The 21,928-nt window shown below is 74.3% G+C and carries 16 protein-coding genes; 9 read left to right on the forward strand and 7 right to left on the reverse strand.

The window, feature by feature from the left end:
• Window positions 1–487 precede the first annotated feature (487 nt).
• On the forward strand, window positions 488–937 hold the full coding sequence (locus ACZ4UX_RS29485) for a PTS sugar transporter subunit IIA (RefSeq protein WP_352295089.1): 450 nt from the start codon (window positions 488–490) through the stop codon (window positions 935–937).
• A gap of 100 nt (window positions 938–1,037) precedes the next feature.
• The gene (gene ptsP / locus ACZ4UX_RS29490; RefSeq protein WP_465708863.1) at window positions 1,038–2,708 is read left to right on the forward strand and encodes a phosphoenolpyruvate--protein phosphotransferase; all 1,671 of its coding nucleotides are present in this window, start codon (window positions 1,038–1,040) and stop codon (window positions 2,706–2,708) included.
• Between the two features lie 94 nt (window positions 2,709–2,802).
• Here ptsP and ACZ4UX_RS29495 read toward each other — a convergent pair whose 3' ends face one another.
• The 3 genes from ACZ4UX_RS29495 to ACZ4UX_RS29505 all read right to left on the reverse strand — a co-directional run bounded on the left by ACZ4UX_RS29495 (window position 2,803) and on the right by ACZ4UX_RS29505 (window position 6,466).
• Window positions 2,803–4,821: an acetoacetate--CoA ligase gene (locus ACZ4UX_RS29495; RefSeq protein WP_465708864.1), complete on the reverse strand. Its 2,019-nt coding sequence runs from the start codon at window positions 4,819–4,821 to the stop codon at window positions 2,803–2,805.
• Between the two features lie 154 nt (window positions 4,822–4,975).
• Window positions 4,976–5,524, reverse strand: coding sequence for an NUDIX domain-containing protein (locus ACZ4UX_RS29500; protein WP_329490865.1), 549 nt, complete (start codon window positions 5,522–5,524; stop codon window positions 4,976–4,978).
• A gap of 39 nt (window positions 5,525–5,563) precedes the next feature.
• Complete coding sequence (locus ACZ4UX_RS29505) at window positions 5,564–6,466, reverse strand: NUDIX hydrolase (RefSeq protein WP_329490864.1); 903 nt, start codon at window positions 6,464–6,466, stop codon at window positions 5,564–5,566.
• Window positions 6,467–6,692: 226 nt separating this feature from the next.
• Between ACZ4UX_RS29505 and mmuM the strand changes: the two genes are divergently transcribed.
• The 5 genes from mmuM (at window position 6,693) to ACZ4UX_RS29530 (ending at window position 12,925) form a co-directional block, all read left to right on the forward strand.
• Window positions 6,693–7,643: a homocysteine S-methyltransferase gene (mmuM, locus tag ACZ4UX_RS29510; protein WP_465708865.1), complete on the forward strand. Its 951-nt coding sequence runs from the start codon at window positions 6,693–6,695 to the stop codon at window positions 7,641–7,643.
• A 118-nt stretch (window positions 7,644–7,761) separates the two neighbouring features.
• The gene (locus ACZ4UX_RS29515) at window positions 7,762–8,526 is read left to right on the forward strand and encodes an IclR family transcriptional regulator (RefSeq protein ID WP_352295079.1); all 765 of its coding nucleotides are present in this window, start codon (window positions 7,762–7,764) and stop codon (window positions 8,524–8,526) included.
• 294 nt (window positions 8,527–8,820) lie between these two features.
• Window positions 8,821–9,558: an MIP/aquaporin family protein gene (locus ACZ4UX_RS29520; RefSeq protein ID WP_380391237.1), complete on the forward strand. Its 738-nt coding sequence runs from the start codon at window positions 8,821–8,823 to the stop codon at window positions 9,556–9,558.
• Window positions 9,559–9,652: 94 nt separating this feature from the next.
• Window positions 9,653–11,179: a glycerol kinase GlpK gene (gene glpK / locus ACZ4UX_RS29525; RefSeq protein WP_465708866.1), complete on the forward strand. Its 1,527-nt coding sequence runs from the start codon at window positions 9,653–9,655 to the stop codon at window positions 11,177–11,179.
• Between the two features lie 153 nt (window positions 11,180–11,332).
• The gene (locus tag ACZ4UX_RS29530) at window positions 11,333–12,925 is read left to right on the forward strand and encodes a glycerol-3-phosphate dehydrogenase/oxidase (protein WP_329490859.1); all 1,593 of its coding nucleotides are present in this window, start codon (window positions 11,333–11,335) and stop codon (window positions 12,923–12,925) included.
• Window positions 12,926–13,204: 279 nt separating this feature from the next.
• Here the strand turns inward: ACZ4UX_RS29530 and ACZ4UX_RS29535 are convergent, their stop codons facing one another.
• Complete coding sequence (locus ACZ4UX_RS29535; RefSeq protein ID WP_329490858.1) at window positions 13,205–14,596, reverse strand: GntP family permease; 1,392 nt, start codon at window positions 14,594–14,596, stop codon at window positions 13,205–13,207.
• The gene (locus ACZ4UX_RS29540; protein WP_465708867.1) at window positions 14,593–15,147 is read right to left on the reverse strand and encodes a gluconokinase; all 555 of its coding nucleotides are present in this window, start codon (window positions 15,145–15,147) and stop codon (window positions 14,593–14,595) included. The genes ACZ4UX_RS29535 and ACZ4UX_RS29540 overlap by 4 nt, the downstream gene beginning before the upstream one ends.
• A gap of 143 nt (window positions 15,148–15,290) precedes the next feature.
• Between ACZ4UX_RS29540 and ACZ4UX_RS29545 the strand changes: the two genes are divergently transcribed.
• Window positions 15,291–15,986, forward strand: a complete 696-nt coding sequence (locus ACZ4UX_RS29545) for a FadR/GntR family transcriptional regulator (protein ID WP_465708868.1) — start codon at window positions 15,291–15,293, stop codon at window positions 15,984–15,986.
• A gap of 158 nt (window positions 15,987–16,144) precedes the next feature.
• On the forward strand, window positions 16,145–16,546 hold the full coding sequence (locus tag ACZ4UX_RS29550) for a hypothetical protein (RefSeq protein WP_465708869.1): 402 nt from the start codon (window positions 16,145–16,147) through the stop codon (window positions 16,544–16,546).
• On the opposite strand, the gene ACZ4UX_RS29555 is transcribed toward ACZ4UX_RS29550, so the two are convergent.
• Together ACZ4UX_RS29555 and ACZ4UX_RS29560 are read right to left on the reverse strand one after the other, a co-directional pair.
• Complete coding sequence (locus tag ACZ4UX_RS29555) at window positions 16,522–17,286, reverse strand: phosphodiesterase (RefSeq protein ID WP_465708870.1); 765 nt, start codon at window positions 17,284–17,286, stop codon at window positions 16,522–16,524. The genes ACZ4UX_RS29550 and ACZ4UX_RS29555 overlap by 25 nt on opposite strands.
• Window positions 17,287–17,328: 42 nt before the next feature.
• On the reverse strand, window positions 17,329–21,891 hold the full coding sequence (locus tag ACZ4UX_RS29560; RefSeq protein ID WP_465708871.1) for a hypothetical protein: 4,563 nt from the start codon (window positions 21,889–21,891) through the stop codon (window positions 17,329–17,331).
• Window positions 21,892–21,928 lie beyond the last annotated feature (37 nt).

Raw genomic sequence — 21,928 nt, forward strand, 5'->3', positions numbered from 1 at the left:
CTGTTGAGTTCTCAAGGAACGGACACTTCCTTCGGACCGCCTTCCAGCGGGCCCTCCGGGCGCTTCGTTCTTTCGTGTTTCCAGCTTACCAGATGCTTTCCGCTCCGTTTACCGGCGCTTTTCGCTTCTGAAATTTGCTGTTAACCGTCGACTTGCGGCGACTCGACCAACCATAGCGGGTCGTCGGCCGGAGCGCGAATCGGGGCACGCCGAGCTTCACCCGCTCGGAGGCATGATTTGTTGCTCTCGCGAGCATATACAGCAATGGTCCCGATTCGCCAAGATGCCTGTAGAGTGCGGCGCATCGGCCAAGAGGACTAGACCACTAGCGGTCGGTGAGATGGCCGGCCGGTGAGGGCGGGCAGGGCGTGAGTGATCGCCCGGGAATGTCAGCAGATGTCCGAAGTTGACATGATTTAGGCTTCAGTCGATGTCCTTGCCGCAGTTCGCGGCCGCTCTCTGTACTGCGCACTTGGGAGGCTCAACCATGACCACTGTGACGTCGCCGCTGACCGGCCGTGTCGTCGGGCTCGCCGGCGTGCCCGACCCGGTCTTCTCCGGCGCGATGGTCGGCCCCGGCACCGCGATCGACCCGGTGCGCCGGCCGACCGAGGCCGTGGCCCCGGTGGACGGTGTCGTCGTCTCCATGCACCCCCACGCGTTCGTCGTCGTGGACGCGGACGGACACGGCGTGCTGACGCACCTCGGCATCGACACCGTGCAGCTCAACGGCGAGGGCTTCGAACTCCTCGTCAACAAGGGCGACACGGTGACCCGCGGCCAGGCCGTCATCAAGTGGGACCCGGCCGCCGTCGAGGCCGCGGGCAAGTCGCCGATCTCGCCGATCGTCGCTCTGGAGGCCGCCCCCGACTCGCTCGGCGACCTTCGCGAGGACGGGGACGTCGCCGTGGGCGACGCCCTCTTCAGCTGGAGCTGACCTCTTTCTTTACTGCAGACCCGCCCCTCCGGACTCGGTGGGGCGGCCCGGCACACAGCGGTACCCGGCGGGGCCGCTTCTCTCAGCGGAGACAGGTGACATGGAGAAGACGCTGCGCGGCGTGGGTGTGAGCCACGGGGTCGCGATCGGCCAGGTGCGGCACATGGGGACGGCGGTGCTGGAGCCGTCGGCCACCCAGATCCCGACCGAGGACGCCCCCCGTGAGCAGGCCCGCGCCCAGGCTGCCGTCGAGGCGGTGGCCGCGGACCTGATCGCCCGCGGCAACCTGGCCGGCGGCGAGGCGCAGGCCGTGCTGGAGGCCCAGGCGCTGATGGCGCAGGACCCGGAGCTGATGGCCGACGTGGCCCGCCGGATCACCGTCGGCAGCAGCGCCGAGCGCGGCGTCTACGACGCCTTCGCCGCCTACCGCGCGCTGCTCGCCTCCGCCGGGGAGTACCTGGCCGGCCGGGTCGCCGACCTGGACGACGTGCGCAACCGCATCGTGGCGCGGCTGCTGGGCGTGCCGATGCCGGGCGTTCCGGACAGCGACGAGCCGTACGTGCTGTTCGCCCGTGACCTCGCGCCGGCCGACACCGCGCTGCTGGACCCGACCCTGGTGCTCGGCTTCGTGACCGAGGAGGGCGGGCCGACCAGCCACAGCGCCATCCTCGCCCGCGCCCTGGGCGTGCCGGCCGTCGTCGCGCTGCCGGGGGCGACCGATGTCGCCGAGGGCACCGTGGTCGCGGTGGACGGCAGCTCCGGCGACGTGCTGCTGGAGCCGTCGCAGGAGAAGCAGGACGAACTGCGCCGCGCGGCCGCTGAGCGCAAGGCCGCGCTGGCCGCCTCGTCCGGCCCGGGGCAGACCTCGGACGGGCACCGGGTGCCGCTGCTCGCCAACGTCGGCGGTCCGGCGGACCTGCCGGCCGCGCTGGAGGCCGGGGCGGAGGGCGTGGGCCTGTTCCGCACGGAGTTCCTCTTCCTGGACGACTCGGCCAAGGCTCCCAGCGAGGAGAAGCAGGTCGAGGCGTACCGCAAGGTGCTGGAGGCGTTCCCGGAGGGCCGGGTCGTGGTCCGGGCGCTGGACGCGGGCGCGGACAAGCCGCTGGACTTCCTGACCCCCGCCGACGAGCCCAACCCGGCGCTGGGTGTGCGCGGTCTGCGGACCCTGCTGGAGCACCCCGAGGTCATGCGGACCCAGCTGCGCGCGCTGGCGAAGGCGGCCGAGGGGCTGCCGGTCCACCTTGAGGTGATGGCCCCGATGGTGGCCGACCGCAAGGACGCCAAGGACTTCGCGGACGCGTGTCGCCAGGCCGGGCTGAACGCCAAGTACGGGGCGATGGTGGAGATCCCGTCGGCGGCGCTGCGGGCGCGGTCGATCCTCCAGGAGGTGGAGTTCCTCTCGCTGGGGACCAACGACCTCGCGCAGTACACCTTCGCCGCCGACCGCCAGGTGGGTGCGCTGGCGCGGCTGCAGGACCCGTGGCAGCCGGCGCTGCTGGACCTGGTCGCCTTCTCGGCCGAGGCCGCCCGGGCCACCGGCAAGAGCTGCGGCGTCTGCGGCGAGGCCGCCTCCGACCCGCTGCTCGCCGTGGTCCTGACCGGGCTCGGCGTCACCAGCCTCTCCATGGGCGCGGCGTCGATCCCCTATGTGCGGGCGACGCTGGCCAAGTACACGCTGGCGCAGTGCCGCCGGGCGGCAGAGGCCGCCCGCGCCGCGGACAGCGCCGAGGACGCGCGGGCCGCGGCCCAGCAGGTGCTGTCCGGCGAGTGACACCCGGCGCGCGGCCGGAGCGAGGACTGCGAAGGGGTGCCCCCACCGTCATGGGGGCACCCCTTCGTGCTGTCCGGGTTCGTGCTGTCCGGGGTCAGGCCCGGCGGTCGCGGCGGAGCTGCTCGAAGTAGCGCAGGTGCTCGATGTCGTCGACCGAACCCGGGTTCACGGCCTGCTCCAGCGGGGTGCCGGAGAGCAGGCGCTTCACCGGGACCTCGATCCGCTTGCCGGTGAGGGTGTGCGGCAGGCCGCGGACGGCGATGACCTCGTCGGGGACGTGGCGCGGGGAGAGCTCGGTGCGCAGCGAGGTGCGGATCCGGCCGACCAGGCCGTCGTCGAGGACCGCGCCGGGGGCGAGCACGACGAAGAGCGGCATCCAGTAGCCGCCGTCGGGCTCCTCCAGGCCGATGACCAGGGACTCGGCGATCTCGGGGAGGCGCTCGACGACCTCGTAGATGTCGGAGGAGCCCATCCGGACGCCCTGGCGGTTAAGCGTCGAGTCGGAGCGGCCGTGGATGACCACGGTGCCGCGGGAGGTGACGGTGATCCAGTCGCCGTGGCGCCAGATGCCGGGGTACATCTCGAAGTAGCTGTCGTGGTAGCGGGCGCCGTCGGGGTCGCTCCAGAAGCCGGTGGGCATGGACGGGATCGGCTTGGTGACGACGAGTTCGCCGAGCGCGTCGGTGAGCGGGCGGCCGTGGACGTCCCAGGACTCGACGGCGGCGCCGAGGCAGGGGGCCTGGATCTCACCGAGGTACACCGGCAGGGTCGGGACGCCGCCGACGAAGCAGGAGCAGACGTCGGTGCCGCCGCTGACGGAGGCGAGCCAGACGTCCTGCTTGACCTCGTCGTAGATCCAGCGGAAGCCGTCGGGCGGGAGCGGGGAGCCGGTGGTGCCGATGCAGCGGACGGCGGAGAGGTCGAGGTCGCGGCCGGGGTGCAGCTCGGCCTTGCGGCTGGCGATGACGTAGGCCGCGGAGGTGCCGAGGACGGTGGCGCCGGTCCGGGCGGCGACGGACCAGAGGGCACCGGTGTCCGGGTGCCCGGGGCTGCCGTCGTAGGTGACGATCGTGGACCCGGTGAGCAGGCCGGCGAGGAGGAAGTTCCACATCATCCAGCCGGTGGAGGTGTACCAGAGGAAGCGGTCCTCGGGGCCGAGGTCCAGGTGGAGCCCGGCCTGCTTGAGGTGCTCCAGCAGGATGCCGCCCTGGCTCTGGACGATGGCCTTGGGCAGGCCGGTGGTCCCGGAGGAGTAGAGGACCCAGAGCGGGTGGTCGAAGGGGACGGCCTCGAAGACCGGCTCGACGTCGTCGGCGACCAGGTCGTCCCAGTGCAGGGCGCCGTCGGGGGCGGGCGCGCCGAGCAGCGGGACGTGGACGACGGTGCGCAGGCTGGGGAGCTCGCGGCGGAGTTCGGCGACGACCTCGGCGCGGTCGTGGTCCTTGCCGCCGTAGTGGTAGCCGTCGACGGCGAAGAGGACGACGGGCTCGATCTGCTGGAGGCGGTCGAGGACGCTGCGGGCGCCGAAGTCGGGGGCGCAGCTGGTCCAGACCGCGCCGACGGTGGCGCTGGCGAGGAGGGCGACGGCGGCCTGCGGGATGTTGGGCAGGTAGGCGCTGACGCGGTCGCCGGGGCCGATGCCGCGGGCCCGGAGGGCGGCGGCGAGCGAGCCGACCTGGCGGCGGAGCTCGGACCAGGTGAGGACGGTCGGCTGCTCGGTGGTCTCGTCCAGGTGGAGGATCGCCGGCTTGTCGGCGTTGGCCTCGTCGTCGGCGGCGCGCAGGGCGTGCTCGGCGTAGTTGAGGCGGGCGCCGGGGAACCAGCGGGCGCCGGGCATGGCGGCTTCGGCGAGGACGGCTTCGGGGGCCTCGGTGAAGCGGACGTCGAACCACTGGGTGACGGCCGTCCAGAAGCGGTCGAGGTCCTCGGTGGACCAGCTGTGCAGGTCGGCGTAGCGCCGGGCGGCCTGCTCGTCGCTGTCGACGGGGGCCAGCGGGGCGGCCGGTGCGCCGTGGTGTTCGGCGGCCCAGGCCTGGAAGGCCACGAGGCCGGTGGCTGCGGCGCGAGCGGGGTTGGGGCGCCAGAGCGGCTGGTCCTGGGATGGGGTGCTCACGGTGGTGGTCTCCCGGCCGTTGGATGGGACGGGGGTGCTTGTGGCAGGGCCCGTCCGGTTGGGGCTGTCGGAGCAGACCCTGCCATGTGATCGCGCGGTACGCCAGGGTCTGCCGCGGCCGTGCGAGCCTGGTCAGCCCCATCCCCGGGCACGGTCAGTGGTGGGCGTACTCACCGTTGAACCAGGCCTGGGAGACCCGGGTGTGGAAGGCGAAGACGAGGGCGGTCGTGGGGTCGGCGAGCTGCCAGCCCTCCGTCTCCTCGGTGGGGACCGAGGGCGGGAGCTCGGCGAGCGGGCGGGCGGGGAGCAGGCCGAAGAGGCAGAGGAAGCCGCCGTGCGTGTCGGAGTCGGTGGCGACCAGGGTGACGTCACCGGCCTCGGCCAGGATGCCGGTCTCCTCGCGCAGTTCGCGGACGCAGGCCTGCTGCCAGCTCTCCCCGTAGTCGACGTAGCCGCCGGGCAGGGCGAGTTGGCCGTAGCCGGGCTCGATGGTGCGGCGGATGACCACGAGGCCGGGCGCGCCGCTCTCCTGGGTGACCGGGAGGAGGGTGACGACGACGGGCAGCGGGTTGCGGTAGCTGATCTCGGAGCAACCGGGGCAGGTGCGGGGCCAAGCCGTGGTGCCGGGCGGGTAGGGCGTGCCGCACCAGTGGCAGTGGGAGTTCGGCCGGTTGCTCGTCCTGCTCACCTCTTGAGTCGTCATGGCCGGATGGTAGTGCGCGGGCGCGACCGATGGCGCCGGTCAGCGGATCTCGTCCTCCCGGGTGGGCCGGAGCAGCGCGGGGTGCAGGAGGTGGGCGTCGCCGGCGTGGTAGGTGCGGGCCCGGGGGCCGCCGCGGGCGCCGCCGCGCTCGGTGGTCGTCCCGGTGCTCTCGACGAAGCCGGGCACCGAGAGCACCTTGCGGTGGAAGTTGCCGGGGTGGAGCTTCTCGTCCCAGACCGCCTCGTAGACGGCGCGCAGCTCGGGGATGGTGAAGTCGTACTGGAGGAAGGCGGTGGCCAGCGGGCTGTACTCGATCTTCGCGCGGGCGCGGTCGAGGCCGTCGGCGACGATCCGGGCGTGGTCGAAGGCGAGCGTCGTGGTGCCGGCGGGGCCGTCGGCCGCGGGTTGGTGGCCGGTGTGCCCGCCGACGCCACCCCCGTGGGTGTCGGCGGGCACACCGGCGGCTGGGGACCGGCCGGTGGACGGCCGGAGGTCGAGGTCGGTGACGGCGTGCCAGGCGGCGGTGGCCGCGTCCGAGCCGGCCTGCGGGTCGGGCAGGTCGGGGGCGAAGGCGAGGTAGGCGACGGAGACCACGTGCATGCGCGGGTCCCGGGTGGGGGCGCCGTACGTCCCGAGCTGTTCGAGGTGGATCCGGCTGAGGGCGGCCTCGGCGTCGGCGGTGCCGAGCAGGCCGGTCTCTTCGGCGAGCTCGCGGGCGGCGGCCTCGTCGAGCCCTTCCTCGCCGGCCCGCAGGAAGCCGCCGGGCAGTGCCCAGTAGCCCTGGTAGGGCGGCGCGGCGCGCTCGACCAGCAGGACGTGCAGGCTGCCGTGGCGCAGCGTCAGGGCGACGACGTCGACGGTGACGGCGACGGGCGTGTAGGCGCGCGGGTCGTAGGCGGCGAGCCAGTCGTTCTCGTGGGCGGGCGGTCGTTCCACGGTCATGGCGGGCTCCTCTCCGCTGGCGCTATGTCGGGCCGGTCGGTCGCTGTCGGGCGAGTCGTGCGTGTCGGCGGTAGTGGGCGGACCTGCGGGCCGCCGACCTGCCGTCGTTCTCGGGGTGAGCACAACGTAGCGATCCGGGGGCCGGGCGGCAAATGGTTTTCGGGCCGGCCGGGGGCGTCCGGTCTTCTACTCTGTGACCAGGAGCTTTGCCCCCGAGGAGGCCACCATGCCCGCCCCTGCCCCACCGGGCTTCGCCGCCGCGCTGGCCGCCGGTCCGCTGGTCCTGGACGGTGGGCTGTCCAACCAGCTGGCGGCGGCCGGGCACGACCTGTCGGACGCGCTGTGGTCGGCCCGGCTGCTGGCGGACGCCCCGGAGGCGGTGGTCGCCGCGCACCGGGCGTACTTCGAGGCCGGGGCGGAGGTCGCGATCACCGCGACCTACCAGGCGAGCTTCGAGGGGTTCGCCCGGCGCGGGCTGGGCCGCGCGGACGCGGAGCGGCTGCTGGCGCTCGGGGTGGAGCTGGCGCGCCGCGCCGCGGCGCCGGTCCGGGCGGACCGGCCGCTGTGGGTCGCCGCGTCGGTGGGGCCGTACGGCGCCGCGCTGGCCGACGGCTCGGAGTACCGGGGCCGGTACGGGCTGACGACCGCCGAGCTGGAGGCGTTCCACCGGCCGCGGCTGGAGGTGCTGGCGGCCGCCGGGCCGGACGTGCTGGCGCTGGAGACGGTGCCCGACGCGGACGAGGCGCGGGCGCTGCTGCGGGCGGTGCGCGGGCTGGGCGTGCCGGCCTGGCTGTCGTTCAGCGTGGCGGGCGACCGGACCAGGGCCGGGCAGCCGCTGGCGGAGGCCTTCGCGCTGGCCGCGGACGCCGACGAGGTGGTCGCGGTGGGGGTGAACTGCTGCACGCCGCAGGACGCCGACCGGGCGGTGGCGACGGCGGCCCGGGTGACCGGCAAGCCGGTGGTGGTCTATCCGAACAGCGGCGAGCGCTGGGACGCCGGGGCCCGTGCCTGGCGCGGTGCGGCGACCTTCGGCGTGCCCGGAGCCGCTCGCGGCGGCGGCCGGGCGGGGGTGGCGGGGTGGCTGGCCGACGGCGCGCGGCTGGTGGGCGGCTGCTGCCGGGTGGGCCCGCGGGAGATCGCGGCGCTGGCCGCCGAGGTGGCGCGCGGGCGGGTCTGACCGCGCCGGACGGAGATTACCGAGGGGGAAGGTGCACGGACGGGGCGCGGCCTGGCAGACTCGTCCCGTTACCACTGCGGTCGACATTGTCGACCGCCTGTCAGCGCGGAGGTACCGAATGCCCGGCCCGATCCAGTCGCTCTCCCGGGCCGCCGCGATCATGCGCCTGCTGGCCGGCGGCGAGCGCCGCCTGGGGCTGTCCGAGGTCGCGACGGCCCTGGGCCTCGCCAAGGGCACCGCCCACGGGATCCTGCGCACCCTCCAGCAGGAGGGGTTCGTCGAGCAGGACCCGGAGAGCGGCAAGTACCAGCTGGGCGCGGAGCTGCTGCGGCTGGGCCAGAGCTACCTGGACGTGCACGAGCTGCGCGCCCGGGCCCTGGTCTGGGCGGACGACCTGGCCAGGGCGGCCGGCGAGACCGTCTACCTCGGGGTGCTCCACCAGCAGGGCGTGCTGATCGTGCATCACGTCTTCCGGCCGGACGACACCCGGCAGGTGCTGGAGGTCGGCTCGATGCAGCCGCTGCACAGCACCGCCCTCGGCAAGGTGCTGCTGGCGTACGACCCGGTGGCCCGCGGGGAGCTGGGCGAGGGCCCGCTGGAGGCGTACACCGCGCGGACCCTGACCGACCTGGCGGACGTGGACGCCGAGGCGGCGCTGACCCGTGAGCGCGGCTGGACCGACTCGATCGAGGAGACCTGGGAGGGCGTGGCCTCGATCGGCGCGCTGATCCAGGACCGGCGGCGCAACCCGGTCGGCGCGGTCTGCGTCAGCGGCCCGGTGGAGCGGGTCTGCGAGGACGGCTTCGTGCGGCCCTCGCTGGTCGCCTCGGTGCGCAGCGCGGCCCGGGCGATCTCCCGGGACCTGGGCGCCGGACGGTTCTGACCCCGGCGCCGGCGGCCGCGGCCGCGGACATCTGACGTTCACGCTGAGGCGCGGACAGGCGGGATGCCTGTCCGCGCCTTAGCGTTTTGTCCATATTTGACGTGAGTCGATTGGTAACTTCGAGTGAAGGGTCACAGCTGCGTAACCCGGCCTTGACGTGAAGGCGGCCTGGGGAGGAAGCTTCCGCATGACGGTCGACATTGTCGAACGATGGCCGAGCAGATCACTCCCACAATGCGCTCACCCGCACAGCGATCGCTCAGCCACCTGCCCCCACCCGCACCTCCGGGCCATATGGACAAGGGAGTCTTTGTGTCCGCGTTCTCCAACGGCGACATCTTCGTCGGCGAAACCCTCGGCACCGCCGCGCTGATACTTCTCGGCGGCGGCGTCTGTGCCGCCGTGACGCTCAAGAAGTCGAAGGCCCTCAACGCCGGCTGGCTGGCGATCACCTTCGGCTGGGGCTTCGCGGTGATGATCGCCGCCTACATGTCGGCCCCCAAGTCGGGCGCGCACCTGAACCCGGCCGTCACCCTGGCCCTCGCCGTCGACAGCGGCGACTGGAGCAAGGTGCCGGTCTACCTCGGCTCCCAGCTGCTCGGCGCGATGATCGGCGCCGTCCTCGTCTGGGTCACCTACCTCGGCCAGTTCCAGGCCAACAAGGAGGCGACCCTGGGCATCTTCTCGACCGGTCCCGAGATCCGGAACCCGGTCCAGAACCTGCTCACCGAGATCATCGGCACCATGGTCCTGTGCCTGGGCATCCTCACCCAGGGCCTGAACAAGGGCCTCGGCCTCTCCGGCACCGGCATCCTGATCGTCGCCCTCACCGTCGTCGGCATCGGCCTCTCGCTCGGCGGCCCGACCGGCTACGCGATCAACCCGGTCCGCGACCTGGGCCCGCGCATCGTGCACTCGCTCCTGCCGATCCCGAACAAGGGCGGCTCCGACTGGTCCTACGCCTGGATCCCGGTGGCCGGCCCGGTCATCGGCGGCCTGCTGGCCGGCGGCCTGTACCACGTCGCCTTCTGACGCTCCTCGGGTTTCCACCCCACCCGAGCACGGGGACTGACCCGAGAGTCGGACCCACCCACCCCGCAACCCCCTTCTTGAGCCGAGGACCCTCATGACCTCCATTGGCACCGGTAACTACATCGCCGCGATCGACCAGGGCACCACCTCCAGCCGCTGCATCATCTTCGGCGAGGACGGCCGGATCGTCGCCGTCGACCAGCAGGAGCACCGGCAGATCTTCCCCCAGCCCGGCTACGTCGAGCACGACGCCGCCGAGATCTGGACCCGGGTGCAGTCGGTGGTCCGCGGCGCGCTGGAGAAGGCCGGTCTGACCAAGGACGACATCCGCGCGATCGGCATCACCAACCAGCGCGAGACCACCGTCCTGTGGGACAAGAACACCGGCGAGCCGGTGCACAACGCGCTGGTGTGGCAGGACACCCGCACCGAGGGCCTCTGCCGCGAGCTGGGCCGCAACGTCGGCCAGGACCGCTTCCGCCGCGAGACCGGCCTCCCGCTGGCCAGCTACTTCGCCGGCCCGAAGATCCGCTGGCTGCTGGACAACGTCGAGGGCCTGCGCGAGCGCGCCGAGGCCGGCGACATCCTGTTCGGCACCATGGACACCTGGGTGATCTGGAACCTCACCGGTGGTGTCAACGGCGGCAAGCACGTCACCGACGTCACCAACGCGAGCCGCACCATGCTGATGAGCCTGCGCTCGCTGGAGTGGGACGACAAGATCGCCGAGTCGATGGGCGTGCCGATGGCCGTCCTGCCGGAGATCCGCTCCTCCGCCGAGGTCTACGGCGAGGCCGTCGGCGACCTGGCCGGCGTGCCGGTCGCCTCCGCCCTCGGCGACCAGCAGGCCGCGCTGTTCGGCCAGACCTGCTTCGACAAGGGCGAGGCCAAGTCGACCTACGGCACCGGGACCTTCCTGCTGCTGAACACCGGCGAGGAGGTCGTCAACTCGTACCACGGGCTGCTGACCACCGTCGGCTACCGGATCGGCGACCAGAAGCCGGTGTACGCGCTGGAGGGCTCGATCGCCGTCACCGGCTCGCTCGTCCAGTGGCTGCGCGACCAGCTCGGCATCATCTCCACCGCCGCCGAGATCGAGACCCTCGCCAACACCGTCGAGGACAACGGCGGCGCCTACTTCGTCCCGGCCTTCTCCGGCCTGTTCGCCCCGTACTGGCGCTCCGACGCCCGCGGTGTGATCGCCGGTCTGACCCGGTACGTCACCAAGGGCCACCTGGCCCGGGCCGTGCTGGAGGCCACCGCCTGGCAGACCCGCGAGGTCGTCGACGCCATGCAGAAGGACTCCGGCGTCGAGCTCACCGCCCTCAAGGTCGACGGCGGCATGACCAGCAACAACCTGCTCATGCAGAACATCGCCGACGTGCTGGACGCTCCGGTCGAGCGCCCGTACGTGGCCGAGACCACCGCGCTGGGCGCCGCCTACGCGGCCGGCCTGGCGGTCGGCTTCTGGAGCGACCTGGACACCCTGCGGGCCAACTGGCACCGCGCCGCCGAGTGGACCCCGCGCATGGACGAGGCCACCCGGGAGCGCGAGTACAAGAAGTGGCTCAAGGCTGTGGAGCGCACCATGGGCTGGGTGGAGGAGGACGAGCAGATCTGACCGCGGACGCCGGTCGGGGCCCCCGGGCCCCGACCGGCCCGCTCCCGTTTCACCGGCCCGCCGCACCGGGCCGAACCGGCCTCTCAGCAGGGGCCGCACCGCACACCGAGAGGAGTAACGGCGCCGCCCGACCCGCGCCGCCGTACACACACCATGGCTACCATCCCGACCCTGGGCGCCGAGCGCTTCGCCGGCCGCACCGCCTCCCGCGCCGAGACCCGCGAGCTGCTGGGCAAGGCCACCTACGACCTGCTGGTGATCGGGGGCGGCATCCTCGGCACGGCCGTCGCCTGGACCGCGTCCCAGGCGGGCCTGAAGGTCGCCATGGTCGATGCCGGCGACTTCGCCGGGGCCACCTCCAGTGCCTCCTCGAAGCTCGTGCACGGCGGTCTGCGCTACCTGCAGACCGGGGCGGTCAAGCTGGTCGCCGAGAACCACAAGGAGCGCCGCGCGCTCGCCACCGACGTGGCCCCGCACCTGGTCAACCCGCTGACCTTCTTCGTGCCGGTCTACAAGGGCGGCCCGCACAGCGCGCCCAAGCTCGGCGCCGGTGTGTTCCTCTACTCGGCGCTCTCCGCCTTCCGCGACGGCATGGGCCGGGTCTCCACCGCCGCGCACGCCGCCCAGCAGGTGCCCGCGCTGCGCACCGAGGGCCTGCGCTCGGTGGCCGTCTACGGCGACCACCAGATGAACGACTCGCGCGTCGCCGTGATGACGGTGCGCGCCGCCGTCGACGCCGGCGCCGTGGTGCTCAACCACGCCGAGGTCACCGGCCTGCGCTTCACCGGCGGCCGGGTCACCGGCGCCGACCTCAAGGACCGCCTGGACGGCACCGAGTTCGGCGTGAACGCCCGCCTGGTGCTCAACGCCACCGGCCCGTGGGTCGACCACCTGCGCACCATGGAGGACGCCGGCGCCGCGCCGTCGATCCGCCTCTCCAAGGGCGCCCACGTCGTGGTCAAGCGCCGTGCGCCGTGGCGCGCCGCGCTGACCATCCCGATCGACAAGTACCGCGTCTCCTTCGCCATCCCGTGGGAGGACCACGTCCTGCTCGGCACCACCGACGAGGAGTACACCGGCGACCCGCAGGACGTCCGGGCCACCGAGGCGGACATCGACCAGATCATGGGCGAGGCCGCGCACGCCATCCGTGACGAGCACATCGACCGCGACCTGATCACCTACGCCTTCGCCGGCCTGCGGGTGCTGCCCGGCGGCCCGGGCGACACCGCCGCCGCCAAGCGCGAGACGGTCGTCACCGAGGGCCGGGGCGGCATGCTGTCGGTCGCCGGCGGCAAGTGGACCACCTACCGGCACATCGGCCGGACCGTGCTGGAGAAGCTGGCCCACGTGCCCGGCACCACGCTCGGCGAGGACATGTCGACCATCGCCCGGACCGTCCCGCTGCCCGGCGTCGGCGCGCCGAACGCCGTCGCGCACCGCCTGCTGATCGACCGCGAGCCCGGCTCGCGGATGGAGCCGCTGGTCGCCAAGCACCTGGCCAGCCACTACGGCACGCTCTCCTTCGAGATCGCCCGCATGATCGACGAGAACCCGGAGCTCGGCCGGCCGATCCACGAGGACGGCCCGGACGTCTGGGCCCAGGTCGCCTACGCCGCCGACAGCGAGTGGGCGTACACCACGGACGACGTGCTGCGCCGCCGCACCACGATGACCGTCCGCGGCCTGGACACGCCGGAGATCCGCTCCGAGGTCGACGCCTTCCTGGCGAAGCGCGCCAAGTGACCGCGTGGCCGAGTGAGGGCGGTCCCGTGAAGCGCTCGGCCCCGTAGGGCCGGCGCACAGGACTCGAAGGGCGGGCACCCCGGGCTGGGGGTGCCCGCCCTTCGGCATGTCCGCACGGCCGGGCTCACGGGCTCCTGCGGGTCGGCTGCCGGGGCGGTCCCCAGGACCCGCTCGGCTGCCCGCCGGGCCGCGGTCGGGCCGCGCGCCCGGCCGCCGGGCAACGCCGAAGGGCGGTACCCGTGGGAGACGGGTACCGCCCTTCGGGGCGCGGGGGCGCGGTCAGATGATCAGGCTGAGCGGCATGATCAGGGCGATGGCGACGACCGAGATCACGGTCTCCATCACCGACCAGGACTTGAGGGTCTGGCCGACGCTCATCCCGAAGTACTCCTTCACCAGCCAGAAGCCGGCGTCGTTGACGTGCGAGAAGAACAGCGAACCGGCGCCGATGGCCAGCACCAGCAGCGCCGCGTGGGTCGCGGACATGTCGGCGGCGAGCGGGGCGAGGATGCCCGCGGCGGTGATCGTGGCGACCGTGGCGGAGCCGGTGGCCAGGCGGATCAGCACGGCGATCAGCCAGCCGAGCAGCAGCGCCGAGATGTGCCACTTGGCGGACCACTCGCTGACCGCGTTGCCCACACCGACGTCGATCAGGGTCTGCTTGAAGCCGCCGCCCGCGCCGACGATGAAGACGATGCCCGCGATCGGGCCGAGCGACTTCCCGACGGTGTCGGAGATCCGGTCCTTGGTGAAGCCGGCCGCCCGGCCGAGCGTCACCATGCCGAGCAGGGTCGCGGCGAGCAGGGCGATCAGCGGCGAGCCGATGAAGTCGAAGATCCGCTGCGGCATCGCCTTCGGGTCGTCGACGACGACGTCGACCAGGGCCTTGCCGAGCATCAGGGCGACCGGCAGCAGGATGGTGGCGAGGACCGCGCCGAAGCCCGGGGTGTGCGCGGGCTTCTCCGTCTCCTCGGGCGCGGTGGCCTGCGGGATCTCCAGCGGGCCGACCCAGCGCTCGGCGAGCCGGGCGAACAGCGGGCCGGCGACGATCAGCGTCGGCACGGCGATCAGCAGGCCGAGCGCCAGGGTGATGCCGAGGTCGGCCTTCAGCGCGTCGACGGCCACCAGCGGGCCGGGGTGCGGCGGGACGAGGCCGTGCAGCACCGAGAGCCCGGCCAGCGCGGGGATGCCGATCCGCATCAGCGGGACGTTGCCGCGGCGGGCCACCAGCAGCACGATCGGGATCAGCAGGACGACCCCGACCTCGAAGAACAGCGGCAGGCCGAGGACGGCCGCGATCAGCGCCATCGCCCAGGGCAGCGCCCTGGGCCCGGAGCGGGCGAGCACGGTGTCGGCGATGATGTTCGCCCCGCCGGAGTCGGCGAGCAGTTTGCCGAGCATCGCGCCGAGCCCGATCAGCAGGCCGACGCCCGCGACGGTCGCGCCGAACCCCGTGGAGAAGCTGCCCAGCAGCTTGTCGAAGGGGGCGCCCGCGACGGCGGCCAGCAGGCCCGAGCCGAGTGTGAGGGCGAGGAACGGGTGGAGCTTCAGCCGGGTGATCAGCACCACGATGGCGCCGATGCTGAGCAGGACCGCGATCAGCAGCTGGGCGTCGCTGTCGGTGTGCGGCAGGGCCGGTGGGGCGGCCGCCGCGAGCAGGGTGGGGGTCACGCGAGGTCTCCATTGACGGGCCGCAGCAGTGCCACGGCCATCTCGACGAGTTCTTCGGGGGTCGGGCCGACGTCCAGGACCGCACCGCGCTCGTCCGCCCCGAGGGGCTCCAGGGCGGCGTACTGCGAGTCGAGCAGCGACGGCGGCATGAAGTGTCCGGTGCGGTGGGCGAGCCGGTCCCCGACCAGCTCGTGCCGCCCGCTGAGGTGCAGGAAGAAGGCGCCCGGGCAGGCCGCGCGCAGGGTGTCGCGGTAGCGGTGCTTCAGCGCCGAGCAGGTGACCACGCCGCCGGTGCCGGCCTCGGCCCGCTCCCCCAGCCAGCCGCCGAGGGCGCGCAGCCAGGGCGCGCGGTCCGCGTCGTCCAGCGGGATGCCGGCCGACATCTTGGCGATGTTGGCGGGCGGGTGGAAGTCGTCCGCCTCGGCGTAGGGGAGGTCGAGGCGGTCGGCCAGCAGGCGGGCCACGGTGGTCTTGCCGACACCGGAGACGCCCATCACCACGAGGGTGAGGGGCGACGCGGGGGTGTCGTGGTTCTCGACGCTGAGAGCCATGGGTGGTGCTCCTTCGTTGCCAGGCCGCCACTATCGCTCCAAAGATATGACGTATTCAAGTGCCGGAAACCAAATCGTCATACTTTTGCGCGTTGCGGGGGCCGCCCGGCGAGCGGGCCGGCCGGGCCCTCTAGGCTGGCCGGATGGAGATCCAGGGGCTGCCCGGCCGACTGCTCGCCGACCTCGGACCGGCCATCGCCTCCGGTGAGATCCCCGAGGGTGCGGTCCTGCGCGCCGAGGAGCTGGAGCAGCGGTACGGGGTGTCGCGGACGGTGGTCCGCGAGGCCGTGCGGATCCTGGAGGGGATGGGGCTGGTCGCCTCCCGGCGGCGGGTCGGCAGCACCGTCCAGCCGAAGTCCGACTGGGACGTCTTCGACCCGCTGGTGATCCGCTGGCGGCTGGCCGGGGCCGACCGGCCCGCGCAGCTGCGCTCGCTCGGCTCGCTGCGGGTCGCGGTGGAGCCGGCCGCGGCCGCGCTCGCCGCCCGGCACGCCAGTGACGACGAGCGCCGCGAACTGCTCTCCCTCGCCGGGGAGTTGACGATGACGGCGCGGGCCGCCGACCTGACCACCTTCCTCCGGCACGACATCGCCTTCCACGCGACCGTCCTGAAGGCCTCCGGCAACGAGATGTTCGCCCACCTCGGGGACACCGTCGGTGCGGTGCTCACCGGCCGCACGGAGTACCATCTGATGCCTCATCAGCCCGAGCCGTACGCGATCCGGTTGCACCGCGAGGTCGCGGAGGCGATCTGCGCGGGGGACGCGGCCCACGCCGAGCGGGCGATGCGCACGATCGCCGAGGGCGCGCTGGCGGAGCTCGACCAGCAGCTGGGGTGATTCGCCCGGGGGGCGCGGTTTCCGGTGCAGATCACACGATTTGACGCCAGTTCGGCTGATTCCCGCGCATGGTTCGGGTACCACGGGGCAGAGTGGTGCGCAGGGGCGCGTTCCGGCGCGCCCGTCCCGCCGTCGTGAGCGCGCCTGGGGGTCGCCCGATGCCATCCGCACGCCGTCGCCGCCGTCGCCTGCCCGACGAGGTGCGCGCAGCCGCCGTCCGGGCGGTGCTCTGCCTGTCCTTCACCCTGGTCGGCCTGGTCGTCGCGGCGCTGGGCTCGTACGCGGACAGCTGGCTGATGACGCCGGCGCTGATGGCCATGGGGCTCGGGGTGTTCGGCACCATGTGGTGCCTGCTGGAGATCCTCATCTCGCGCCAGGTCGCCGCCCAGCGGATGCGCGGGCCGAACTCCGCCTCGCCGATGGCCGGCAGCCGGGCGCCCGCCGGGGTCCGGCCGGTGCCGCGCCCGGCGGGCCCCCCGACCGGGACGGCGCCCCAGTCGTGGGTGCCCACCGCGCAGGGCGCCCGGGTGGGTGGTCAGGCCGGCACGACGGCCCGGTAGTGGGTGGTGAGCCGGCCGTCGTCGTCCAGAACGTGGAAGGCGAGCATCGGCGGCTGCTCGAAGCTGATCCCGGGGCCGCCCTCGCAGGGCAGCGTGACGGTCGACACCACACCCGGGGCGACCAGCACCGGCAGACCGGCGAACACGGTGGCCGCGCCGGTGTGGGAGTGGCCGCAGAGCAGGGCGGCCACCCGGGGGTGGCGGGCCAGCACCTCGGCGAGCCGCTCCTCCCCGAACTGGCGGATCGGGTCGACGGTCGGCAGGTGGAGGACGACCGGCGGGTGGTGGAAGGCCACCAGCGCCGGCCGGTCCGGACGGCCCCCGGCCAGCTCGGCGTCCAGCCAGGCCAGCGTCCCGTCGTCGAGCAGGCCGTCGTCGCGGCCGGGGATCGACGAGTCGAGCAGCAGCAGGTCGGCGCCGGGCAGTTCGTGCCGCCGGTTGACCGGGCCGTCGGCGGGCGCCTCCCCCAGCAGTCCCTCCCGGTAGGGCGCGCGCCGGTCGTGGTTGCCGGGACAGGTGAGCACCGGGTGGCGGGAGACCAGCACCTTGGCGGCCTGCTCGTACTCCGCCGGCCGGCCGTGGTCCGCGAGGTCGCCGGTGACCAGGACGGCGTCCAGCGGGCCCGGCAGGGCGTTGAGGTACGCCATCACCCGCTCGGCCCGCCGGTACGCGCGGGCGCCGCCGTCCCGGCGCCACGCCTGGCCGAGGTGGATGTCACTGAAGTGAGCGATCGTCAGCATGCCCCCACGGTAGGCGGGCCGGTGGCGCCGGGGTAGCGGGGGTCAGGCCTGACCCGGGGCCTCCACCGGGCGCTTGAACATCCGGGTCGCGGTGATCTCACCGTGGATGGCCGGGCCGTCCGGGTCCTGCGGGGCGGGCAGGCCGGGGCGCAGGTGCTCCTCCACCGAGATGTACTTGAGGCCGGCCCGCAGGTCGGCGTCGTTGCGCAGCCGGATGACCAGCGGGAACTCGGCCAGCGCGGTGGTGTCGAACAGGCCGGTGGTGTAGATCAGCTGGACGCCGAGCGCGTCGGCGACCGCCCGCTGGAGCTCCAGCAGGTAGGTGGCGTTGGCGCGGCCGATCGGATTGTCCAGGAAGAGCGTGCCGGCGTGCCGCAGCTGGGACTGGCCCCGGTCGTTGGCCCGCAGCGCGGCCATCGTGCAGTACAGCGCGATGGCCGCGGTGAGCAGCTGGCCGCCGGAGAAGACGTCCGACATCTGGCCGACGCCGACCCGCTCGGCCCGCAGCACCGCGTCCGGCTTGAGGATCTCCACGCTGACGCCGCGCGGCCCGATCGCGGCGGCGACCCCGCGCAGCAGCAGGGACATCCCGTCGCGGCGCAGGTCGCTGTTCTTCCGGACGGCGGCGCGGGTGGCCTCGTCGATCACCTCGCCCAGCCGCTCCACCAGGGTGGCGTGGTCCGGGTCCTCGAAGCGGATCCGCAGGAACTCCTGGCCGGACCACTCCCCCAGGCCCTCGGGCAGCCGGGAGAGCCGCTGGGCGGCCCGCAGCGTGGTGAGCGAGGACTCGACCAGGCCGCGCAGCCGGTCGACGATCGAGCCGCGGTTGCGCTCCAGCTGGGCGAGTTCGTCGGTCAGCACCCGCAGCCGGGGCGCGAAGGCGGTGGCCCAGGCGGCGGCGTGGTCGGGCAGGGCGGCGGCGGGCAGTTCGCGGATCTGCTGGCGGGCCGGGGTGCGGACGGCCTCGTAGCGCGCCGCGTTGGCGTGCCGGACGAGGGCGTCGGAGGCGTCCCGGACAGCGAGTTCGGCGGAGGAGAGTTCGCCGGCGGCGGTGCGCAGGGCGCGCCGGGCCTCGGCGGCGGCCGTCCGGGCGTCGGCGAGCGGGCCCAGGTAGGGCCCGACCGGGCGGCCGTCCTCGTCCGGGTGCTCGCGCAGGCCGTCGCGCAGCTGCCCGGCGTGCTCGTCGAAGTCGGCGGCGGCGGCCTGGGCGGCGTCGAAGGTCCGCTGCAGGTCGGCATGGGCGGTGCGGGCGGCGTCGACGCTCTCGCGGCGCTCGGCCAGCCGGGTGGTGGCGGTGCGCAGCAGGACCTGGGCGTGCTCGGGGTCGGTGGGGACGAGGTCTTCGGGCAGCTCGGTGTGCGCCTCGCCGTCGGCGGGCGCGGAGCGTTCGGCCTCGCCGCGCAGCCGGCCGAGCTGCTCGCTGGCGGCGGCGGCGCGGGCCTCGATGGTGGCGACCAGCTCCTCCGCGCGGGCGGCGGCGGCCTGGCGGGCCGGGCCGTCGGCGCCGTCGGGGCTGCCCAGCAGCTCCTCCGCCCGGGTGCGCACCTTGTTGGTGAGCCGGTCGAGTTCGGTCGCGGCGGCGGCCTCGTCCCCCTCGGCCCGGGCCTGTTCGGCGCGCAGGTCGGCGCCGACGCCGACCTTCTCGTACAGCTGGGACGCGGCGCGGTAGGCCTCACGCAGGGCGGGAAGGGCGACGGGGGCGGCGGCGGGCTCGTCGGCCTGCTCGGCGGCGGGGAGCTCGGCGCGCTCGGCGCGCAGGGTGCGGGCGGTGCGGCGGGCGTCGTCGGCGGCGCGCTGGGCGGCGCGGCGGTCCTCGTCGCAGGTGCGGGCGCGCTCGGCGCACTGGGCCTGGCGGCGGTCGCACTCGGTCGCGTCCTCGGCGAGTTCGCGCAGGCTCCGCGTCCAGCCGGCGCGCTCGCGCAGGCGGAAGGCGAGGCCGGAGAGGGCGTCGGCGCGGCGCCGGGCCTGCTGGGCGGCCTCGCGCTGCTCCTCGTGCGCGAACGCGGCGGCGGCGTGGTCGCCCTCGGCCTCGTCGTGGTCGGCGCGCAGGGTGGCCAGCGCGGCGGCGGCCTGCTCGGCGTGCTCGCGGGCGGCCTCGGCGGCGGCGGCCAGCTCGGCGAGGGTGCCGGGCGGGCAGCTGGCGTGCCAGGAGGCGAGGCGGGCGGCGAGGGCGCGGTCGCCGCCCAGCCGGGCGGCCAGCTCGCGGATGTGCTCCTCGCGGGCGGTGGCGCGCGAGCGCAGCTCGCGGCGCTCGCCGTCGGCGGCGGTCTCGTCGTGCATGGCCGGGTTCGGCGGGACGAGGAAGAAGGCGGGCTCGCCGGTGATGGGCGCGATCAGCGCGGCGGCGGCGCCGACCGCGACGGTGGAGCGCGGCAGCAGCGCGGCGGAGTACAGCGTCTCGCGGGCCCGGTCCAGCGAGTGGGGGTCGGTGATCACCACGCCGTCGACCAGCTCCGGCCGGGCGGCGAGGATCGCCTCGTGGTCCGCCGGGTCGACCGACTGGGCCAGGTAGCGCCAGCCGGGCAGCGCGGGGATGCCGTGCTCGGCGAGGTACTCGACGGTGGCGAGCACATCCGGGCCGGGCGGCAGCAGGCCGCCGTCGCCGAGCGCGGCGAGGATGCGGGAGTCGTCAGCGGCCGCGGTGCGCAGGTCGAACAGGGTGCGTTCGGCGGTGGCGATCGCGTCGTCGAGCAGTTCCCGGAGCGTCTCGGCGGAGCGGTCGAGGACCGCGGGGGTGAGGAAGCCGGAGGCCTCGTCCGCGTCATCCTGGTACGGGGTGAGGGAGAGCAGGTCGGCGAGCCGGGGCTCGGTGGCGAGCAGGGCCGCGGTGCGCTGCTCGGTGGCGAGCGCCTGGGCGGCGGCCTTGCGGGCGTCGGTGGCGCGGGCTTCGGCGAGTTCGGCCCGGCCGGTGGCCGCGGCGGCCTCGCGCAGCCGGGCCGCGGCGGCCTCGGCGGCCGTGCGGGCCTGCGCGAGGGCGGCCGCGGCGGACTTCTCGACGTCGGCGGCGTGCAGGGCGGCGCGCGCCGGGTCGGGCTCGGCGGTTCCGGGGTCGATCCAGCCGGCCTCGACCGCGGCGGCGGTCTCCCGCTCGACCTCGGCGAGGCGCTGGCGCAGGTGGTCGGACTCGCTGCGGGCCTTCTGGGCGGCGGTGGCGGCCTCGGTGGCGTCGGACTGGGCCTTGGCGCCGTCCGCCTGGAGCTCGCCGGCGCGCTGCTCCTCGGTGTCGGCGCGCTCCTCGGCGGCCGCGGCGGCGCTCTCCAGGGCGCGGGCCAGCGCGGTGGCGGCGCGGGCGCGGGCGGCGAGCGCCGGGGCGGCGTCGAGCTCGGCCTCGCGGATCGCGGCGGCGACCCTGGCCACCCGGTCGGCGGCGGCGCGCTGGCGCAGCACGGCCTCGGCGGCCTGCCAGGCGGAGTGCAGGGTGCGGGCGTCGATGAGCTCGCGGCGCAGCGCGGCGGCCTCGGTGGTGGCGGCGGCCAGGCCGAGGGTGGCGTGCCGGTGGGTCAGCTCGGCGGTGATCAGGGTGTGCCGGGTGCGGTCGGCCTCGGCGGCGGTGACGGCGCTCGCGGCGGCGGCGACCTCGATGGAGAGGTCCTGGGCGCGGTCGCGTTCGGCGGCGGCGCGCGAGGTCAGGGCGTGGGCGAGGCGGCGGGTGCGGCGCTCGGCGGTGCGGTGGGCCTCGCGGACGGTCTCCCGCGCGATGGTGGACTCGGCGATGCGCTCCAGCAGCTCCAGCGAGCCGGCGGTGAAGTCGCGTTCGGCGGTGAGCTCGGCGCGGCGGCCGAGCTTGGCGGCGAAGCCGTGGACGAGGTCGGCCAGGCCGTCGGTGTCCCGGGTGTCGGTGACGGCGCGCAGCAGCAGGTCGGTGAAGTCGCTGTCGTGCTTGACCGCGAACAGGCCCGCCGCCTCGCCCTCGTCGGCGTTCATCTCGCGCTGGTAGCGGAAGAGTTCGGGGTCGAGGCCGAGTTCGCCGAGGTGCTCCGTCCAGCGGTCGTGGCCGTCCTCGAAGACCAGGTCGAGGTGGGGGTGGGCCTTGCCGGCCTCGGTGAGGGCGTCGCGGAAGCCCTTCATGGTGCGGCGGCGGCCGCGGGCCTTCTGGTCGCCGGCCAGGCTGACCCGCTCGGCGACCGGCAGGGAGTCCAGCGTCAGGCCAGGCCCGGGGCGGAAGGAGTACCAGGTCTCGGCGAACTTGCGCGGGTCGGAGGAGACCTGCCGGCCCCGCCACTCGCTGACCTTGCCGACCACGATCGGCTCACCGGTGACGGTGTGCTGCCACTCCAGGGCGACGTGGCCGCAGTCGTCGGCCAGCAGGAACTTGCGCAGCACGCCGGAGCTGGCACCGCCGAGGGTGTTGCGGTGGCCGGGGAGCATCACCGAGAAGATCAGCTTGAGCAGGACGGACTTGCCGCCGCCGTTCTCCAGGAAGAGCACCCCGGCGGGGGCGGGCCGGCGGATCGGCCCGTCCGGCTCCTCGCCGAAGAGGCCGATCTGCTGGGGGGCCGGGTCGGAGACGGGCTCGCCGACACCGCGCAGGTCGAGCACCGTGTCGGCGTAGCGGGCGCCGGCCGGTCCGATCGAGTACAGGCGGACCCGGTTGAGCTCGTACATGTGCGGCGGTTCTCCAGTGCGGGTGGGTCAGGAGTGC

The organism is Kitasatospora sp. NPDC028961 (assembly GCF_055564815.1).

What these genes read in the sequence shown, in the direction of transcription:
- ACZ4UX_RS29555 (WP_465708870.1), bottom strand. Translation starts at nt 17,286, where the DNA reads ATGCTGACGATCGCTCACTTCAGTGACATCCACCTCGGCCAGGCGTGG.
- glpK (WP_465708866.1), top strand. Translation starts at nt 9,653, where the DNA reads ATGACCTCCATTGGCACCGGTAACTACATCGCCGCGATCGACCAGGGC.
- ACZ4UX_RS29500 (WP_329490865.1), bottom strand. Translation starts at nt 5,524, where the DNA reads ATGACGACTCAAGAGGTGAGCAGGACGAGCAACCGGCCGAACTCCCAC.
- ptsP (WP_465708863.1), top strand. Translation starts at nt 1,038, where the DNA reads ATGGAGAAGACGCTGCGCGGCGTGGGTGTGAGCCACGGGGTCGCGATC.
- ACZ4UX_RS29530 (WP_329490859.1), top strand. Translation starts at nt 11,333, where the DNA reads ATGGCTACCATCCCGACCCTGGGCGCCGAGCGCTTCGCCGGCCGCACC.
- ACZ4UX_RS29515 (WP_352295079.1), top strand. Translation starts at nt 7,762, where the DNA reads ATGCCCGGCCCGATCCAGTCGCTCTCCCGGGCCGCCGCGATCATGCGC.
- ACZ4UX_RS29505 (WP_329490864.1), bottom strand. Translation starts at nt 6,466, where the DNA reads ATGACCGTGGAACGACCGCCCGCCCACGAGAACGACTGGCTCGCCGCC.
- ACZ4UX_RS29560 (WP_465708871.1), bottom strand. Translation starts at nt 21,891, where the DNA reads ATGTACGAGCTCAACCGGGTCCGCCTGTACTCGATCGGACCGGCCGGC.
- mmuM (WP_465708865.1), top strand. Translation starts at nt 6,693, where the DNA reads ATGCCCGCCCCTGCCCCACCGGGCTTCGCCGCCGCGCTGGCCGCCGGT.
- ACZ4UX_RS29540 (WP_465708867.1), bottom strand. Translation starts at nt 15,147, where the DNA reads ATGGCTCTCAGCGTCGAGAACCACGACACCCCCGCGTCGCCCCTCACC.
- ACZ4UX_RS29545 (WP_465708868.1), top strand. Translation starts at nt 15,291, where the DNA reads ATGGAGATCCAGGGGCTGCCCGGCCGACTGCTCGCCGACCTCGGACCG.
- ACZ4UX_RS29550 (WP_465708869.1), top strand. Translation starts at nt 16,145, where the DNA reads ATGCCATCCGCACGCCGTCGCCGCCGTCGCCTGCCCGACGAGGTGCGC.
- ACZ4UX_RS29485 (WP_352295089.1), top strand. Translation starts at nt 488, where the DNA reads ATGACCACTGTGACGTCGCCGCTGACCGGCCGTGTCGTCGGGCTCGCC.
- ACZ4UX_RS29520 (WP_380391237.1), top strand. Translation starts at nt 8,821, where the DNA reads ATGGACAAGGGAGTCTTTGTGTCCGCGTTCTCCAACGGCGACATCTTC.